Here is an 18,348-nt window from a genome sequence, read left to right as displayed (position 1 = left end):
CATTTGCGGGTACTCTGTACTGAAGAGTACTGCTACATAGTAACACAGAGTAGTGGCCGTGCAAGCGGCGATCGCAGACCACGGAGTCCGGTTGCCGGGCCGTGCGGTAGCGCGATCAAGGAACCGTAAGGGACAGGCGCGGAACACTTTCCGGTGTTGTACACAATGCCGTGCGCATGGTGTGGGGCAAGATCTCACGGTGGGTCGGCGAGCGAGTGGTGGCGGTACCGGATCGCTGCCGGGTCTGGGCGAATACCGCCTCGGTGCGGCGTTGCCTGTTGGCGATTCCGCTGCTCGTCATCGGTTTTCAGGCGGTCGCGGTGGTGCTCGGCACCGTCGCGGTGAGCCGGGCCGGTACCCAGGCCGGCAGTGGCGGCCCGACCGCGGCGATCGACGGTCTGGCGTGGACCGGCGTCAAGGACTCGTCAGGAATCCCGTTGTCGGACTACGTGTTCGCCACCGACCACGGCAGCCTGCTGCATCCCCGCAACACCGTGTTGTCGCTGGGGCTGGAGTCGGAGTTCACCGGTTTCATGGTCATCGTGATCAGCGCGATCTGGCTGGTCGGCTGTGTGGTGAGTTTCCGGTGGCTGGACCGGGTGGCCGAGCCGCTGACCGCCGTCGGCGACAGTCTCACCCGGCAGGTCGCCATCCCGATCGTGCTCGTGACCGCGGCGACCGTGGGCGCGTTCTGCGTGGCGTGGTTCGTTCTGCGCGGCCAGCACGCCCGCGCGGCGATCCAGGTGGCGACGATGCTGGCCGTGGCGGTGGCCGGCGCCACCTATCTGGCGCACCCGCTGGCGGATGTCCTGTCCTCGCACGGGCTGCTGGCCCACGCACGGGACGTGGGAATCGCCGTGGCGGCCGGCGTCAACGGCGACGACACTCCGCAGCCGGATGCGATCGTGTCCGGTCTGACCGCCACGCTGGCCGACAATTTCGCGCGGCATCCGGTGCAGGTCTGGAACTTCGGGCACGTCGTCGACACCGCACCCGCGTGCCGCGCGGCCTGGTCGGCAGGTGTTCTCGACGGCGACAGCGGGCGGATCACCGCGGGCCTGAGCGGCTGCGGTGACCGTTACGCACTGAACAAAGCCGACAATCCGAGTATGGGACAAGCCGGGACCGGTCTCGTGCTCCTGGTCTTCGGGACGATCCTGCTGCTGTTCCTGTGCTACCTGGCGATCAAGATCTTCCTGGCCGCGCTGTCCTCGGTGTACCACGGGCTGCTGGCCGTATTCGGTTTCGCGGCAGGAGGTTTCATCTACGGGCCGACCCAGGCGTTCCTGATCCGCAACCTCGTCGATATCGTCGCCGACGCCGCGGCGATGGTCGCCTATACCGTCTTCCTCGGCATATACACGCTGGTTCTCGACGACGTCTTCCGCGCCGCCGCGGGTGAGGAGATGGCGGTCGTCTTCGTCGGCGGCCTGCTACTGCTCACCGGGTTTGCACTGCTGCGCCGCCTGGACCTGGGACTTGTCGGGGGCCAGGTTCGCATCGCCGAGCAGATCCGTGGCGCTCTCGCCGGTCGATCCGCTGACTCGACCGGATCACCGAGCAGCACGGACCTGAGCGCGGCGAGTCTGCGCTACGCGCTGTCACCGGGTCAACTGGTCGGCAGAGGCACGAGCGGGCTGGAGAAACTCGCTGTCATCGATGCCAATCCGCTGACCTCGCTGCTGTTCCGGAGGCCGAATCCATTGCAGTACTGGTCGATCCGGCAGCAGCATCTCAACGATCTGAACTACCGGCTGTTGCGCGGTGAGGTGCCGGCGGAGGCCGTCGCGGGCTGGACCGGAGGGCTGACCCTCGGCAAGAACGCACAGGACGCCGCAGCACGCGAGGCGGTCCGGCGCTTCGGCGACTACTCATCCCGCTCCGCGGCCGCAGCCGCGGCGAACGTCTTCGAGATCGGCGCCACCGCCGCCGATGTTCAAGGCGCGCTGGTCGCCGCCGGATACTCTCCCGCAGTCGCGCTGGACGCGATCCGTGTACGCAACCGGGTCCACGACGAGACTCCGACCACGTCCCCGCTCGCTCGCACGACCACAGCCCTTCGCCTGGCGGCCGGTACCCGAGACCTCCCCGCCCCGCATCGAGCCCCCTACGCCGCTCAGATCGCAGAATCCGCGGCCGCGGCCGAGCGTGACACCCCACGACCCTTACGGCCGGATCTCGTCGACACCCCCTTCACCGACGACGTGATGCGATTGGTGGATCGGCGCGCTGCCCCTGCGGAATTCGAGCGGGTGATCCCGGCCGACCACTGGCACCGCATCGGCGAGGACACCCGCCGGCATCTCCAATTGCTTCTGGCGCAACGACTGTCGGTCGCCGCCGGTATCTACCTGCGTACCGACACCGCCACCGACCTCGCCACCGCGACCTCGCTGGCCGCTACCGCCACTGCTGTCGACACCCTCCTCCGACCGACCACCAGCCCGTGGACGACCGCCGCCGCCCACTGACACGGGTGACCGCAGCCGACTTGGTCGTGTCAACGATCCTGTTGCGGCATACGGGGGTGAATCGGCCTGGTCACGACGATGAAGGGGCAATCGACCATATTCGCGAGGGTGCGGTAGCTGGAGCCTATGAGCATGTCCGCGAATCCTCCTGGGCCGTAGCCGCCGATTACCAGCAGTTGCGCGTTGTCCGTTTCGTCGAGCAGTGTCTGGACAGGGCTGTCATCGGCCGCAGTGTCGTGGATTGTGACCTGCGGGTAGCGAGCCGCCCACCGGGCGATTTCGGCCGCGAAGGCGCTGTCCCGGCAGCCCGTACGGGTGTCACCGCCGACAGTGGCCGTTTCGCTGGACATATGCACGATGGTCAGGCCGACCTCGCGGAGGGCGGCTTCCTCGAAAGCGACACCGAGGGCGGGCATGTGGAGGGTGGTTCTGCCTACTCCGGCGAGAACCGATGTGGCCGAGAACGTATCGCGGGAAAGGGTGGTATGTGTGACCGCGATCGGGCAGTGTGCGCGCTGGATCAGTGTGGCTCCCACCGAGCCGACCAGCCCACCATCGACTGCTGCGAGGCTTCTACGGCCGAGCACGATCATCCGCGCGGTGTGCGACCGGCCCAGCAGTTCGTCGATGATCGGTCGATCGACCGTTTCGGCGGTTACAAGCGGGAATCGGCTGCCAGTGGCGCCCCGCACGATCCCGATCGCCTCGGCGAGAGTGCGGCGACTGTAGTACTGCAGAAACTGTGGGTCGAGATCGATGGACGGCTCGCATGGGCCGACGTCGGGCGTTGCCGCTGCTATCGACTCGACCAGCCGTAGCTCGCATCTGTGCAACCGTGCTTCCACCGCCGCCCACGCCACCGCGTGATACGAACTCACCGACCCGTTGACACCGACCACGATCGCCCCCGCCGAAGCCGACTGCGGGTGACCGGTCATGAGTCACCGCCTCCGCTGGCGCGTAGCCCGTGCTGTCTCGCACCGGGCAACGCTCGATCAGACCTTTTCTGTCTTCATACGGATCATACCGGGAAGAAAATACATGATCAGCGCGGTGCCGGTGATGCCTTGCTCGAACGAACACGGCCCGGCCGAGGTGCCGATGCGCGCGGGCGGCGGAGCCGGTCCGCCGGCGGCCGGGCTCGTGTGCGGCGGCTGAGTGTGGCAGTCGAACAGGGCGTTCGGACCCCGGAGGCGGGACTTTGTACCGCATCGGTAACGGCCCGGTTCTCTCTACGGTGAGGACACCGGCCGATCGGACGGTGTTCTCACGAGGAGGTTGCGATGGATCGGCAGCACAATGACGATCCCCATCACCTGGCATCGGCCGCAGTGGTGGTCGGCATCGACGGTTCACAGGCGTCGGAGAGGGCACTGATGTGGGCGGCCGCCACAGCCGACCGCTGCGGACGGGAGCTGTGCATCGTGCACAGCCTGGCGTTGAACCGGCTGGCCGAGGTCTACAACCGATACGACGTATCGATACCGCCGGTCGTCGAGTCGATGCACAAGATCGGCGAGGTCTACCTCGGCAAGGCCGTGAGCGCGGTGCGGCAGCAGTATCCGCACCTGCGAGTGTCGTCCGCGATGTCCGACGGGGACCCGCGTGAGTTGCTGGTTCGCTCGAGCGCCGACGCCTATCGGGTCGTGATCGGTACCACCGGCTCGGGCGGGTGGGCGGCGCATCTGGGGTCGATCGCGCTGGCGGTGACCAGCCACGCGCGCGGCGCTGTCGTAGTGGTTCGCGCCGATCCCGATGCCGAGGACCGGGTGCGGGCCGATGGGCCCGTCGTCGTCGGCGTCGACGGTGGTCCGGTCGGCGAGCCTGCGCTCGCCGCGGCCTTCGAAGAGGCCGCGGAGCGTGGCGCCGAACTGGTGGTCGTCCACGTCTGGGCGGACATCAATCTCGGGCAGTACGCCGATGACCCGTACCTCCTCGAATCGGTGTCGGCGATCGCGGTGACCGAGGAAGCGCTGCTGGCCGAGCGGCTCGCGGGCTGGCAGGAGAAGTATCCCGAGGTGACGGTGACCCGGAGGGTGTATCCGTTGGAGCCGGCCGGCGTGCTGATCGACTGGTCGAAGCACGCACAACTGGTGGTCGTCGGCAGCCGCGGGCGCGGTGGATTCCGCGGCTTGCTGCTCGGGTCGACCTCGAATTCGCTTGTGCAGCAAGCGCATTGCCCGGTAATGATTGTCCGCCCCGAATGATGAGAGCGATGTCGATGAACAACGATCCGGCGCGGGCTGCGCTTGCCGAAGACGATTTCTTCACCGGCCTGGACGCCTGGTGGCGTGCGGCGAACTACCTGTCCGCCGGACAGATCTATCTGCTGGACAACCCACTGCTGACCGAACCGCTTGCAGCGCAGCATATCAAGCCACGGCTGGTGGGACATTGGGGCACCGTGCCCGGCATCACACTCACTTACGGCCATCTGAATCGCATAATCCGGCAACGGCACCGCCGGATGCTGTTCATATGCGGCCCGGGACACGGCGCCGCGGGATTGAACGCCGCAGCGTGGCTGGAGGGCAGCTACAGCGAGCGTCACCCCGAGGTGGCGCAGGATGTGGCCGGGATGCGGGAATTGTTCCGGCAGTTCTCCTTTCCCGGTGGAGTGCCCAGCCATGCATCGCCGCATCTGCCGGGCTCGATCCATGAGGGCGGCGAGCTGGGCTATTCGCTGGCGCACGCCACCGGTGCGGCGCTGGACAACCCGGATCTGACGGTGGCCTGTGTCATCGGCGACGGCGAGGCCGAGACGGGCGCACTGGCGACCAGCTGGCACGCGCCGGCGTTCCTGAACCCGATCTGCGATGGCGCGGTGCTGCCGATTCTGCACCTCAACGGCTACAAGATCGCCAACCCGACCTTGTTGGCCCGCCTGCCGCGCGGAGATCTGGACGCACTACTGCTCGGTCACGGCTGGGAGCCGTGGCACGTGCGCGGCAGTGACCCACGGGAAGTCCACGAGGCATATGCGGCCGCGCTGGACGAGGTGTTCGACCGGATCTCGGAGATCCGCGACGAGGCCCGCCGCAGCCCGGGTACCGGCACCGCGCGGCTGCCGATGATCGTGCTCGCGACCCCCAAGGGCTGGACCGGTCCGGCGGAGGTGGACGGTGTGCCGGTGGCGGATACGTTCCGCGCCCATCAAGTGCCGTTAGCGGGGGTGCGCGACGATCCCGCTCATCTGGCGTTGCTGGAACAATGGCTGCACTCCTATCGACCGGAAGAGTTGTTCACACCCGATGGAACCCCGGCGCCGCTGGTCGAGTCGGCGAATCCCGTCGGTGAATTGCGGATGAGCGCGAATCCGCTGGCGCACGGGCGAACCCGCATCGAATTGCGGCTACCGGAAGTATCCGGGCACACCCTCGCCGTTCCGGCGCCGGGAGCGGTCGACGGTGAGGCCACCCGGGTACTCGGCGGCTACCTTCGAGATGCCCTCACCGCCAATTCCCATGACCTGCTGTTCTTTTCCCCGGACGAGCACGCGTCCAACCGGCTCGATGCGGTGCTGGAGGTGACCGGCCGGCGCTGGCGGGAAGGTCATCGGCCCGGCGACGACCGGCTCACGCCGGACGGTCGCGTATTCGAGGTGCTGTCGGAGCATCTGTGCCAGGGCTGGCTCGAAGGGTATCTGCTGACCGGTCGGCACGGCGTGTTCTCCACCTACGAGGCGTTTGCGCACATCATCGACTCGATGGTGGTGCAGCATGCCAAATGGCTGCATACCGCAGCCGAATTCCCATGGCGGGAGCCGATTCCGAGCCTGAACTATCTGGTCACATCACACGTGTGGCGGCAGGATCACAACGGTGCGTCCCATCAGGATCCGGGCTTTCTCGATCACGTCCTGAGCAAGCGGCCGGAGGTCTCGCGGGTGTATCTGCCGCCGGACGCCAATTGCCTGTTGCACGTGTTCGACCACTGTCTGCGCAGTCGAGGCCGGATCAATGTGGTGGTGGCCGGAAAGCAGCCCGCGCCACAGTATCTCGGTGACGACGAGGCGCGTCGGCACTGCGCTCGCGGGCTGGGAGTATGGCGGTGGGCCAGTTCCGACGCAGGAGGCGATACCGATGTCGTGCTGGCCTGCGCCGGTGACGTACCCACCCAGGAGACCCTCGCCGCCGTCGCGGTGCTGCGGGAACTGGCGCCGGAGGTGGCGGTCCGCGTCGTGAATGTGGTGGATCTGGCCCGGTTGTTCCCGTCTGATCGGCACCCGCACGGTATCTCCGATCGTGCCTACACCGAGATCTTCACTGCCGCACGGCCGGTGATCTTCGCATTCCACGGCTACCCGTGGCTGATCCATCAACTCGTCTATCGTCGTCCCGGTCACGACCGGATGCACGTGCGGGGGTTCCACGATCGCGGAACCACCACGACCCCGTTCCAGATGTGTGTGCTCAACGGCATCGATCGCTACCACCTCGCGCTCGCCGCGCTGGAGCAGGTGCCCCGGCTGGACGAGCGGATGGGACATCTGCGTGAGGAATTGCTGGACCGGCTCGACCGGGCCCGCACGCACGCCTACCGGTTCGGTGAGGATCCGGCGGAGATTCAGGACTGGCGCTGGGAAACACCGCATACGTTGCCGATCGTCTCGGGCGACGGCGTGATTGTCCCGAGTCGATAATCTCACTACCGGGGACTGTCCCTGTCTCAGGGAGCGGAGCCTGGGCAGCAAGCCGAGTGAGACCGGTAGAGCGGTTCACTGAAGCGACCGAACTCCCTCAGGGTGCGGGCCGCGTTCATCCCGGCCACCGCCGGGCCGGGCATGCTGTCCGGCCGCGCCTGCGCGGTAAGGATGGACGTCCGCCTCGTGGATGGCGTGAGCCGCTCCGCGTGGTCTTCGCAGCCCAGCCGCGCGGTATCTCATTGCGCCAGTGAACAAATCGGTCCTCGCCCAGCATCGCCGCCGAGGCCGCGCTATTCTGCAGCGCAGTCTCGACCTCGCGCACGAGATGGGCATCGAGCATGTGTTCATCACATGCGGCGACGACAACGAAGCAAGCAGCCGAATCATCGAATCATGTGGCGGCGTACTCGAATCGGTCGAGCCGTGGAGCGACGGGACGCTGATCCGACGCTACTGGATCTGATTCGAGGCGACCGGGCATCGGTACACGGACAGGCGGGCTCGGGCGCCGAACTGCTGTTCCATGTGCGTAGTGCCACCGAAGTTTCACCGGTTCCGGAGGGGTTGTTCTGGTTCTCGGTGGAGGTAGAACACTTCGGGGTCGCCGGAGTCGAGGTCGTGGAGCATTCCGACGGACAGCCAGCCGGCACGGTGGAGCAGTCGTTGCATAGCGTGGTTGGACAGGTTCGTCGAGGTGAACAGTTTCGGGGTGACGCATGCCGCGCGGGCGGCGCGCAGCAGTGTCGCACCGATCCCTCTGCCGCGGAAGGATTCTGAGACCATGAGCATGGTCAGGAAGCCGTGGTCGAAGAAGGTGTATTCGATGACGCAGTATCCGGCGGGTTCACCGTTGGCCTCCGCGACCAGGACCGCGTCCTGCTCGCACCATCGTGTGATGTGACCGGCTCGCGTGTTGCCGTGATGGGCGACTCGGTCGAGTGCGACGAGCGCATCGATATCGGTGCGGGTGCCGGCGCGGACGGTCGCGTGCACGGGTGTCCACCTTTCTCGGGGTTCGGCGGGAGGGTGTGGCCGGGGTGGTCAGCGAGATAAACAGTGTCGCTTGGGGATCCATGCCGAAGGCAGCGGCGGACACGCGCCACCCCGGTTCTGAAATTCGCGACCGGAAACGAGCCACCACCGCACCCAAGCGATGTCGAGGATCGCGATCAACCGACACCGGAATTCACGACCGAAGCTAGTTGCCAACGGTTGGACGATTCGCGCCGTCGGCCCAGGTCGGAGGCCGTGTTCGAGAGGGCGCCAGTGTGCCGAGACGGAGGCACACGGGCGGGACAGGACGGCATCAGCGGGACGAATCGGCCTCCCGGGCCCCGATCGAACCGCCGCTCGATGTGTGGATCACCCGACGGTCTGTGTACTTCGGTGGCGATACAACCGCAGGTACAGCACCCAGGACGCCACGACCACGATCACCACCAGCACCCGGACGAGCTCCAGGGCACTCCGCGGATACAGAACGCCGGTCAGGTAATGATCGATGAACCCCGACGGCGGCAACCCCGCCTCACCGGCGCGCCGGCGCGACCAGTTCTCCAGCTCGGTGAGCGGGCAGACGAATCCGAACAGCACCGTGCTGAATCCCCACACCACCGCCGGGACATGGGTCCAGATGGTCCAGCGCCACCGGCACGCGAGAAATCCACCCACCACCAGGTAGGCGACGAACAGGAAATGCACCCCGGCGGTGGCGTCCGCGAGCAGGCGGTACATCACCCTTCCAGAGTAGGCGGGTCACGCGGCGTCGGCGTCGACCAAGGCGGGCAGCTCGGTGAGGGCGGAGATGCGCCAGTCGGCCCGCGCGGCGTCGGGGGAGTCCCGCTGGATCCAGGCCCAGGGGCCGCGCACCACGAACGCGGCGCGCAGGCCGGTGTCCTTCGCCGGCACCACATCGTTGTCCACCCGATCGCCGACGTACAGCAACCGGTCGCGCGCGCAGGGCGCGATCGCGGCGATGCGATGGAAGAACTCCGGATCGGGCTTGCGCAGCCCCCATTCGTCGGAGGTCGCGATGTAGTCGACGGGCAGGTCCATCGCGCGCAGGATCGGGGTCGTGCGGGCCGGCTGGTTGCCGACGATCCCGATCCACAGGCCGCGGTCCCGCAACTGCTCCAGCGCGCGGCGTACGTCCGGATACAGGTCCGCCTCGGTGAAACCGTCGGGATACCCTGCGGCCGTTAATAATTCGGCATCGCGGCGGATGTCGAATTCGGGCCGGAACAGGCGCATCGCGTCGGTCCACTCCCGGCCGGTCGCGATCGCGGCTCCCAGTGTGGCCATCAGCGTGAGGCGCGGTACGCCGAACCAATCAGCCCAGTTCTGGTACCGCCCGGTCTCGTCTACCAGCGTTTCTCCGACGTCGAAAACCACGGCTTCGATCATGATCTCCACCCTAGGCGCGAACGTTTCACTGCCGTAACCCGTTTCCGACCGGCTACCGTTCCGCGGCCAATCGACCCGTCGAAAAGCACGGCCTCACAGCGATTTCCATGACCTGTCACAAATCATGGAGTCCGGATCCGCGAAATCCCGCGCGGGATCGGCCTGTTCGGTGCGCGCGGGCCGTCACGGAGAATGCCGGAGCGGACGTATGCCGCCGTGTCCGGCGGCCGGATCCGCGCGCGGCGGCGGAGCCTCGGCGGAGGTGATGCCGTGGAAGATGGCGGTGAGCAGTCGGTCGAACTGTGTCCTGTGGTCGCCGGTGCCCGGGGGCGTGAGGGTGCGGAGCAGCAGGGTGCCGATGAGGGTGTCGGCGACGGCGTCGATATCGGTGTCGGCGTGGATGTCTCCGGTGTCGGCGGCTCGCCGTAGGCGGGTGGTCAGTCCGTGGTGTTGCGGTGCGCTGAGTTGGTGGTAGAGCGCGTTGCCGTCGGCGGGGTTCGTGGCGGCCGCGGCGACGACGGCACCAACCGGCGTGCCCGGCTGGCACTGTCCTACGCCACCGGCGACGGGCCGGCCACGGTGTTCGTCAAGGCCGTCGATCCCGCGCATCGGGACCTGGTCCGGCTGACCAGTGGCCTGTTCCACGAGCCACGGCTGTTCGCCTCGGGCGTGTCGCTGCCGCTGGAACATCCGCGGGTGTACGCGGCGGTGATCGATGAGCCGGGGGAGGACTTCCTGCTGGTGATGGAGGATCTCACCGCCCGCGGCGCCGACCCCCGCGACGCCACCCGCCCGCTGACCCCCGCCCAGGCGATCAGCGGAGTCCGCGGACTGGGCCGCATGCACGGAAAATACTGGGACCAGCGTGTCCACACCGAACCCGCGTTGCACTGGCTCGAGCCGTTCGTGCCCTGGGACGGCATGGAAATCGCACCGCTGCCCTCCGCGCTCGAAAGCCTGGGTGATCAGGCCCCACCGGAGGTCCACGCGCTGACCATGCAGCGGCTGATCGAAGACGTGTGGAAGCCCTACATCCACAGCCTGACCCGGGCCCCGCAGACCCTGCTGCACGGCGATCCGCACATCGGCAACACCTACCTCACCACCGACGGGCAGGTCGGGTTCCTCGACTGGCAGGTCGCCCGGCGCGGCAACTGGTCGCTGGACCTCGGCTATTTCCTCCAGGGCGCGCTCACCACCGACGACCGCCGCGCCGCCGAGCCGGAACTGCTCGAGCACTACCGCGACGCGCTGGAACTCCCCGCCGACGAGCTGCCATCGATGGACGAGATCCGGCTGCGTTACCGCGCCTCCGTCGCCCACGGGCTCACGCTCTGGCTGGCCACCGCCAGCGCCGGTGAGCTCTGGCAACGCCCCGACATCGCTCTCGCTCTCGCGCAACGCTATTCGGCCGCGTACACGGACCTGGACACCGCCGGCGCGATCGCCCTCCTGGATCGCTGACACCGACGAGCCGGTACGGTTCGTCGTCGGCCGGGCGCGGGAACGCGCCCGGCACCTGCCTCCCAACCGCTCGGCAATCCCCTCCGAGCGAATTTTCGAATTCAGATACCCGGATATGCGCATCCAGCGATCTGTTGCGGACTGGTGCGCGTCGAGCCCGGCCCGGGGGAGTGGATCGCGCGAATATCACTGGGTAGCAGGTGATTACGCCTGTCAGGAGTACACGGTGGCGGGGTGCGGCAGGGAAGAGGGCCGGCCCACAAGCGGCGCCGATCGTCGATCGACACCGGAGTGAAGGGCCAGGTGAGGAGCCCGCCAAAGTCCAGGTCAAAATAATAATGGTACGCAAATATGCGCATCTATCTATGTGTCGCACATTGGGCATGTCGCGCCAGGATCGGACCAACACCGAAAGACGCATAGAGAAAAAGGGATCAGCTCACCAGTTGGCGGGTTCGTAGTCCTTGAGGAAGCAGCCGTAGAGGTCGTCGCCGTCCTCGCCGCGGACGATGGGGTCGTAGACGCGAGCCGCGCCGTCGACCAGGTCGAGCGGGGCGTGGAAGCCCTCGTCGGCCAGGCGGAGCTTGGTGTAGTGCGGCCGCTCATCGGTGATCCAGCCGGTGTCGACGGCGGTCATCAGGATGCGGTCGTTCTCGTACATGTCGAGCGCGCTGGTGCGGGTGAGCATGTTGAGCGCGGCCTTGGCCATGTTGGTGTGCGGGTGGCCGGGGCCCTTGTAGCCGCGGCTGAACACGCCTTCCATCGCGGAGACGTTGACCACGTACTTGCGGCGGGCGGGTGCGGCGGCCATCGCCGGTCGCAGTCGCGAGACGAGGATGAACGGCGCGACCGAGTTGCACAGCTGCACTTCGAGCAGTTCGGTCGGGTCGACCTCGGCGACGGTCTGGACCCAGCTGTTGGTGTGCGCGAGGTCGGGCACCAGGCCGCCGGCGTCGATCGCGATGCCGGCGGAGATGCGTTGCGGGGTGGCGGATCCGGCGACGAGGGCGAGTTCGGTGATCGCGGCGGCGGACAGGGTCGGGGTCAGCGAGGCGGTGAGTGCCGTCGGGTGGGCCTGGGTGGTCTTGCCGAAGTTCAGACTCTCGGGCAGGACGCCTGCGGGCAGCGGGCCGGATTCGGCGTCGGCGAGCGCGCTGTAGGCCCCGGCCGAGCGCCGGACGGTCTGGGCGGCGTTGTTGATCAGGATGTCGAGCGGGCCCTGGGCGGCGACGTCGTCGGCGAGGGCGACCACCTGGGCCGGATCGCGCAGGTCGATGCCGACGATCCGGAGCCGGTGGATCCAGTCGGCGCTGTCGGGTTGCGCCTTGAACCGGCGGATCGCGTCGTTGGGGAATCGGGTGGTGATGGTGGTGTGGGCGCCGTCGCGCAGCAGCCGCAGCGCGATGTACATGCCGATCTTGGCGCGGCCGCCGGTGAGCAGGGCGCGCCGGCCGGTGAGGTCGGTGCGCGCGTCGCGTTTGGCGTGGCTCTTGGCGGCGCAGTCGGGGCACAGCTGGTGGTAGAAGGCGTCGACCCGGGTGTAGCGCTGCTTGCACATGTAGCAGGGCCGCGCGCGGAGGAAGGTGCCCGCGCTGCCGTCCTCGGTGGCCGACGAGATCGGGACGCCCGCGGTCTCGTCGTCGATGCGGTTCGGGGAGGCGGTCGCGGTGGCGGCGAGTACGGCCCGGTCGGCGGCGGCGATCCGGTCGCGGGATTCGATCCGGCGGCGGCGCTTCAACGTCTTGAACATGTGTCCGACGGCGCGCTGCACGGCGAGGGAGTCGGGATGTTCCTTGTCGAGTTGCCCGGCCTGGTCGAGCACGCGCAGGCAGACGGCGAGCTCGTGGGGATCGATGGCCGGCACAGCGGTGTCGCTCGTGATCGAGTGGTGTTCGGCCATCGTGTTGCGGGTCAATCCTTCGTGCGAGACGGATACGGGTTCGCACCATTGTCGCATCGCCGGTGGTGTGGTCCGGCACACGGTTGCCGCGCACCCACCGCGCAGGGCCCGACCCCTCGGCCTTCGAGCCCTGCGCGCGGTGTGCGCGCGACCGGACGGAGGCGGTTGGGCCGCGGTTCGCGCCGAGTCGTACCGCCGGTACGTTAGTCGATACCGGCGGTTTCGCAGCCCGGTATCGGCAAATTTCGCGCTATGCGGTCGCTCACATATGGCGGCATGGGTGTATGGCCGGCGGGGACGGTCGGAAATCTGCCATCGCCGTGATACGTACCGGGGGTACGTATATGCTTCCGCCGGGAATTATTGACGTATTCATGGAGTCGAACATCGTGCCCACCACTCGGTCCGGAACGCCCCGGATCACCCGCGACGAGATCGTCGACGCCGCCGTGCGGGTGATCGACCGTGCCGGCCCGCGGCCGAGTATGGACGACATCGCGCGCGAGGCGGGTATCACCAAGCCGCGGCTGTATCGGCAGTTCGCGGACAAGGCCGATCTGTACACCGGAATCGCGGAACGGGTGTCGCGCAACGCGTTTGCCGCCACCGGTGAGGACATGACGGTGCTGCTGCAACCCCCGCGGGCCGCGTTGCAGCGGGTGCTGGGCGGGTACGCGTCGGGAATTCTGGCTCACCCCAACGTGTTCCGGTTCCTCGCGCAGACGCCGGTGCCGGCCGGGGCGGACGGTTCGGTGCTGCAGTTCGAGCTCGGCCGGGATGTGGCGCGGCGGTTCGAGAAGCTGGCGCGGGCGGTGGCGGAGGCGGTGGCGATCGAGAGCGCCGGGGTCGATTATCTGGCGCGCGCGGTGGTCGGTGTGGTGCTGGCGGTGACCGATCTGTGGCTGGCGCGGCCGGAGCATTCGGTGGACGAGTTCGTCGGTCAGGCAACGGAACTGGTGTGGGGACTGATCGACGGTTTCCTGCGGCGGCAGGGGGTCGTGGCGGATCCGCGGGTGCCGATCTTCGCGACCCTGGCGGAGGTGAATCGCGCTCGCGACGAGGACTGACGACGTCTTGTTGACATCCCGCCAACAGCGGTACAGGCTGGTGCCGGATGACCGGTATCGGGCCGGTGCGAGAGGTGGTACAGCGATGGCGCGCGCCGCATGGAGCGACGACGAGGTCGAGGCCGTCCGGGACCTGGCGCGGACGTTCTTCGAGAAGGAGGTCGTCCCGCACGAGGATCGGTTCGTCGAACAGGGCCATCCGGATCGGGCGCTCTACCGGCGCGCGGGGGAACTGGGTCTGTTGTGTGCGGCGATCCCGGCCGAATTCGGCGGTGGCGGTGGCAGTTTCGCGCACGAGGCGGCGATCGTGGAGGAGCAGGTCAACGCCGGTGACGGGGCGCTGGGCATGCCCGTGCACTCCTCGATCATCGCGCCGTACCTGTACCACTTCGGGTCCGACGAGCTGAAGCGGCGGGTGTTGCCGCAGGCGGCGAGCGGTGCGATGGTGCTGTCGATCGGGATGACGGAGCCGGGTACCGGGTCGGATCTGCAGAACATCGCCACCCGCGCGGTCCGCGAGGGTGACGAGTACGTGATCACCGGGTCGAAGATCTTCATCTCCAACGGCTGGTTGTGCGACGGCATCATCATCGCGGCCAAGACCGATCCCACGCAGGGTGCGGCGGGGGTGTCGCTGATCTTCGCCGAAGTCGGTGACGGCACACCGGGTTTCACCCGCGGCCGGATCCTGTCGAAGATCGGTGGCAAGGGGCAGGACACCGCGGAGTTGTTCTTCGACGGGCTGCGGGTGCCGGCGTCGAATCTGCTCGGCGAGGCCGAGGGCCGGGGCTTCTATCAGATGATGCAGATGCTGGCCCAGGAGCGGCTGGTGACGGCGATCATGGCGGTGGGCATGATGGAGAAGGCCGTCGCGCTGACCGTCGAGTACACCAAGGGGCGGCAGGCCTTCGGTAAGCCGTTGTTCGCGATGCAGAACACCCGGTTCGAGCTCGCGGAGTGCGCGACGATCGCGCGGGTGAGCCGTACCTTCCTCGACGATGCGATCGTCCGGCATCTGCGCGGCGAACTCGACATCCCCACGGCCGCAATGGCGAAATACTGGCTCACCGATCAATTGGGTATCGTGGTGGACCGCTGTCTGCAACTGTTCGGCGGTTATGGATACATGACGGAGTACCCGATCTCCCAGCTGTACACCGGGGCTCGCGTGCTGCGTATCCTCGCCGGCTCCAACGAAGTGATGAAGGATCTTGTCGCCCGGTCGCTCTGATACCCCTGCCCGGCCCGCACCCGTGGTCACGGTGCCCGCCGCCGAGCCGCCGGCGCGCCGGCGGCTCGAGCCGGACGCGCGGCGCGCGCAGATTCTGGAGTGCGCGATCGAGATGTTCGGGGAGCGGCCGTACGCGGCGGTGTCGACGGCCGAGCTGGCGCATCGGGCCGGGGTGGCGCGGGGGCTGATCAATCATTATTTCGGCAACAAGCGCGATCTGTATCTGGCGGTGGTGCGGCGGATGGTGACGTTGCCGCGCGAGGAGACCATGGTGGTGTCCGCGGGGTCGATGCGGGAGCGGGTGGAGGCGAGTGTCTCCTGGTTGCTGGACACCATCGGCGCGCACGGTTCGACCTGGGTGAAGGTGACCGGGCACGAGGGGATCGGTGACGATCCGGAGGTGCAGCGCATGCTGGACGAGGCCGACGATGTGGCCGCGGATCGGATGTTGCGGATGGTCGGGCTGGAGGATTCCCGGCACGGCGATCAGTTGCGCGGTCTGGTGCGGGCCTATGGGGGTTTGGTGAAAGCTGCTGGGCGGGAATGGATCTCGCGTGGCAGTCTGAGCCGGGAGCAGGTGCACGGCCTGCTGGTGGACATGCTGATGGCGTTGATCACAGAGTCGTTCCCGCGGATCGAGGGCCTCGCGGGTGGCGGTGTGGGCTGAGCGGGGCCCGGACAGCGCAGTCCCCGGTAGCCTTGGTCGTTGCCGTGAATCACAGTCGTCGCTGAGGTTCCGGTGTCCGTCCGGCTTGCCGGGGGCCTGGCCGGAGCCTGCGATCCCGTTTCGTACGGTCGGCAGACGTCTCTGCCGATGTTCGGAGCGTGACCCGGTGTTCCGGTGTAACTACGAGTTTACTCCCGGCGGCTTGTCGGTCAATAGTCCAGGTGGTGGCGGTTCAGTCTTCTTTGCGGGCGCGGCTGGGGGCGACCCGGGGTGGTTCGTCGGGCATCTTCGGGTAGACCGGTGGCCAGGGGGCGTCCATGAGGCCCGCGGCGAGGTCCTTGCGCGACATCTCGAGCAGCGGTTCCAGTGATTGCGGGGTGCGGTCGGCCCACGGGTCGCCGAGGGCGGCGAGGCGGTCGGGGACGGTGGCGAGGGTGAGGTCGCCGGGGTCGATGGCGTCGAGGTCGTCCCAGGCGACCGGGGTGGAGACCTGGCCGCCGGCTTTGGGGCGGACGCACCAGGCGCCGAAGACGGTGCGGTGGGGTGCGTTCTGGTTGTAGTCGACGAAGACGCGGCGGCCGCGTTCCTCCTTCCACCAGGCGGCGGTGATGGTGTCGGGGTGGCGGCGTTCGAGTTCGCGGGCGAGGGCGACCGCGGCGGCGCGGACCTGGTAGCCGTCCCAGTGTGGTTGCAGCAGGGCGTAGAGGTGCAGGCCGCGGGAGCCGGAGGTCTTCACCCGGACGTCGATGCCGAGGTCGCGGCACAGGTCGCGGGTGGCGCGGGCGGCGGCGCGCAGGTCGTCGAAGTCGATGCCGGGTGAGGGGTCGAGGTCGATGCGCAGTTCGTCGGTGACGCCGGTGGGTGGCAGCAGCGCGCCGGTGGCGTCGTGGACCGGTGGCGCGGTGCTCTCGGCGTCGGCGCCGGCGTGGGTGGGCCAGACGTGGAATCCCAAGCAGCCCAGGTTGACTGCCCACAGCAGGTGGGCGAGGTCGGCGGCGACGAGGGCGTCGCTGGTGGTGCCGTTGGGGGTGGAGACGACGGTGGTCTGCAGCCAGTCGGGGACCGATTTCGGGACGCGTTTCTGGAACCAGGATTTGCCGCCGGCGCCGTCGGGGTAGCGCTCGAGCAGGACCGGGCGGTCGCGGGTGGTGCGCAGCAGGGGTTCGGCGACGGCCTGGTAGTAGCGGACGAGGTCGAGTTTGGTCTCGCCGCGGGTGCCGAAGTAGATCTTGCCGGGGTTGCTGATGGTGACGGTGCGGCCGTCGACGTCGAGGTCGATCTTCTCGCTGCTCATCGGGCGGCCTCGGCGAAGATGTCGGCGAGTTCGGCGGGGGCGACCTCGTCGAGTTGGGCGTAGGTGCAGGATTCGGGGGTGCGGTCGTCGCGGAAGCGGACCAGCCGGCCCCCGTGGCGTAATCGGCCGGCCTGGACGTGTTCGTAGCGGACCTCGGCGACCAGTTCGGGGCGCAGGGGTTCCCAGGACAGGTCCTTGGTGCCGGTCCAGCGGCTGATGCCGCCGGGCATGCGGCCGTCGGCGCGGGCTGCGGCGGCGGCGTCGGCCCATTCGCGCCAGGGGTGGTCGTCGAGGGCTCCGGTGCGCAGGGGTTCCAGTTCGGTGACCAGTTCCTTGCGGCGGGCGGCGGTGAAGCTGGCGGCGACGCCGACGTGGTGCAGGCGGCCGTCCTCGTCGAACAGGCCCAGCAGCAGGGAGCCGATGCCTTCGCCGTCCTTGTGCCAGCGGAATCCGGCGATCACGCAGTCGGCGGTGCGTTCGTGTTTGACCTTGATCATCGCGCGTTTGTCCTGCAGGTAGGGCAGGTCCTTGGCCTTGACCATGACGCCGTCGAAGCCGGCGCCCTCGAAGCGGGTGAACCAGTCGCGGGCGGTGGCGGGATCGGAGGTGATCGGGGTGAGGTGGGTGCGGCCGGGGCTGGATTCGAGCAGGGTTTCGAGGATGCGGCGGCGTTCGTGGAACGGCTGCTCGGTGAGGTCGCGGTCGCCGAGGGCGAGCAGGTCGAAGGCGACGAAGCTGGCGGGGGTCTCGGCGGCGAGTTTGTTCACCCGGGAGGCGGCGGGGTGCAGGCGGTTCTGCAGGGTGTCGAAGTCGAGGCCGCGGTCGGTGACGAGGACGATCTCGCCGTCGACGACGCATTTCGGCGGCAGGGCGGTGGCGAGCAGCTCGACCAGTTCGGGGAAGTAGCGGGTGAGGGGGCGGTCGTTGCGGGAGCCGAGTTCGATCTCGGGGCCGTCGCGGAAGACGATGCAGCGGAAGCCGTCCCATTTCGGCTCGTAGTAGAGCTCCGGGTCGTGTGGCAGTTCCGATGCCGATTTCGCCAGCATCGGTTTCACCGGTGGCATGACGGGCAGGTCCACGCGATCCTCCTCGGGTCGATTCCGCGTAGCGGCTGCGGTGCGGGCCGTGTTGTTCGCGGCACACACGGCAGACGACGCGGGCGGGAGAGATTCATCGCCCGCGGCGTCCGACCGAGATCGTATCCCC

General features: G+C 68.0%; 15 protein-coding genes and 1 pseudogene. 8 read left to right on the top strand and 8 right to left on the bottom strand.

Annotation, left to right across the window (positions count from 1 at the left end):
- Positions 1-176 precede the first annotated feature (176 nt).
- Complete coding sequence (locus G361_RS0107750) at positions 177-2,471, top strand: hypothetical protein (protein ID WP_026342803.1); 2,295 nt, start codon at positions 177-179, stop codon at positions 2,469-2,471.
- 29 nt (positions 2,472-2,500) lie between these two features.
- Here the strand turns inward: G361_RS0107750 and G361_RS47690 are convergent, their stop codons facing one another.
- Entirely contained in the window at positions 2,501-3,370 is an 870-nt protein-coding gene (locus G361_RS47690; RefSeq protein ID WP_196814434.1) for a universal stress protein, read from the bottom strand.
- A 384-nt stretch (positions 3,371-3,754) separates the two neighbouring features.
- Between G361_RS47690 and G361_RS0107735 the strand changes: the two genes are divergently transcribed.
- The 3 genes from G361_RS0107735 to G361_RS42680 all read left to right on the top strand — a co-directional run bounded on the left by G361_RS0107735 (position 3,755) and on the right by G361_RS42680 (position 7,579).
- Entirely contained in the window at positions 3,755-4,678 is a 924-nt protein-coding gene (locus tag G361_RS0107735; RefSeq protein ID WP_019926496.1) for a universal stress protein, read from the top strand.
- A gap of 8 nt (positions 4,679-4,686) precedes the next feature.
- Positions 4,687-7,113 (top strand): phosphoketolase, encoded by a 2,427-nt coding sequence (locus G361_RS0107730; protein WP_019926495.1) that lies wholly within the window; start codon positions 4,687-4,689, stop codon positions 7,111-7,113.
- Positions 7,114-7,363: 250 nt separating this feature from the next.
- Positions 7,364-7,579, top strand: a complete 216-nt coding sequence (locus tag G361_RS42680; protein WP_019926494.1) for a GNAT family N-acetyltransferase — start codon at positions 7,364-7,366, stop codon at positions 7,577-7,579.
- 83 nt (positions 7,580-7,662) lie between these two features.
- On the opposite strand, the gene G361_RS0107720 is transcribed toward G361_RS42680, so the two are convergent.
- The 4 genes and pseudogenes from G361_RS0107720 to G361_RS48110 form a co-directional block, all read right to left on the bottom strand.
- Positions 7,663-8,109: a GNAT family N-acetyltransferase gene (locus G361_RS0107720; protein ID WP_019926493.1), complete on the bottom strand. Its 447-nt coding sequence runs from the start codon at positions 8,107-8,109 to the stop codon at positions 7,663-7,665.
- A gap of 369 nt (positions 8,110-8,478) precedes the next feature.
- Positions 8,479-8,853: a DUF2784 domain-containing protein gene (locus tag G361_RS0107715; protein ID WP_026342802.1), complete on the bottom strand. Its 375-nt coding sequence runs from the start codon at positions 8,851-8,853 to the stop codon at positions 8,479-8,481.
- 18 nt (positions 8,854-8,871) lie between these two features.
- Entirely contained in the window at positions 8,872-9,519 is a 648-nt protein-coding gene (locus G361_RS0107710; protein WP_036494704.1) for an HAD family hydrolase, read from the bottom strand.
- Between the two features lie 183 nt (positions 9,520-9,702).
- A pseudogene (locus G361_RS48110) lies at positions 9,703-9,996 on the bottom strand (TetR-like C-terminal domain-containing protein); the annotation flags it as partial.
- Here G361_RS48110 and G361_RS0107700 point away from each other — a divergent pair.
- Positions 9,988-10,983, top strand: a complete 996-nt coding sequence (locus G361_RS0107700) for an ecdysteroid 22-kinase family protein (RefSeq protein ID WP_231386815.1) — start codon at positions 9,988-9,990, stop codon at positions 10,981-10,983. The pseudogene G361_RS48110 and the gene G361_RS0107700 sit on opposite strands and share 9 nt — an antisense overlap.
- A gap of 439 nt (positions 10,984-11,422) precedes the next feature.
- On the opposite strand, the gene G361_RS0107695 is transcribed toward G361_RS0107700, so the two are convergent.
- Positions 11,423-12,883, bottom strand: a complete 1,461-nt coding sequence (locus G361_RS0107695) for an SDR family NAD(P)-dependent oxidoreductase (protein WP_052172748.1) — start codon at positions 12,881-12,883, stop codon at positions 11,423-11,425.
- A 374-nt stretch (positions 12,884-13,257) separates the two neighbouring features.
- Between G361_RS0107695 and G361_RS0107690 the strand changes: the two genes are divergently transcribed.
- From G361_RS0107690 to G361_RS0107680, 3 genes are all read left to right on the top strand, one after another.
- Positions 13,258-13,950, top strand: a complete 693-nt coding sequence (locus G361_RS0107690) for a TetR/AcrR family transcriptional regulator (RefSeq protein ID WP_019926487.1) — start codon at positions 13,258-13,260, stop codon at positions 13,948-13,950.
- 85 nt (positions 13,951-14,035) lie between these two features.
- Positions 14,036-15,181: an acyl-CoA dehydrogenase family protein gene (locus G361_RS0107685; RefSeq protein ID WP_019926486.1), complete on the top strand. Its 1,146-nt coding sequence runs from the start codon at positions 14,036-14,038 to the stop codon at positions 15,179-15,181.
- Complete coding sequence (locus G361_RS0107680) at positions 15,162-15,848, top strand: TetR/AcrR family transcriptional regulator (RefSeq protein ID WP_369797879.1); 687 nt, start codon at positions 15,162-15,164, stop codon at positions 15,846-15,848. Before G361_RS0107685 ends, G361_RS0107680 begins: the two co-directional genes overlap by 20 nt.
- A 232-nt stretch (positions 15,849-16,080) precedes the next feature.
- Here the strand turns inward: G361_RS0107680 and G361_RS0107675 are convergent, their stop codons facing one another.
- Both G361_RS0107675 and G361_RS0107670 read right to left on the bottom strand, forming a co-directional pair.
- Positions 16,081-17,142, bottom strand: a complete 1,062-nt coding sequence (locus G361_RS0107675; RefSeq protein ID WP_019926484.1) for a DNA polymerase domain-containing protein — start codon at positions 17,140-17,142, stop codon at positions 16,081-16,083.
- The gene (locus G361_RS0107670; RefSeq protein WP_019926483.1) at positions 17,139-18,221 is read right to left on the bottom strand and encodes an ATP-dependent DNA ligase; all 1,083 of its coding nucleotides are present in this window, start codon (positions 18,219-18,221) and stop codon (positions 17,139-17,141) included. Before G361_RS0107670 ends, G361_RS0107675 begins: the two co-directional genes overlap by 4 nt.
- Positions 18,222-18,348: the final 127 nt, after the last annotated feature.

Origin of the sequence: Nocardia sp. BMG111209 (assembly GCF_000381925.1) — a bacterium.
GTDB lineage: Bacteria > Actinomycetota > Actinomycetes > Mycobacteriales > Mycobacteriaceae > Nocardia.
The sequence above is the reverse complement of the archived record's forward strand: the minus strand, read 5'-3'. Positions and strand labels throughout refer to the sequence as shown.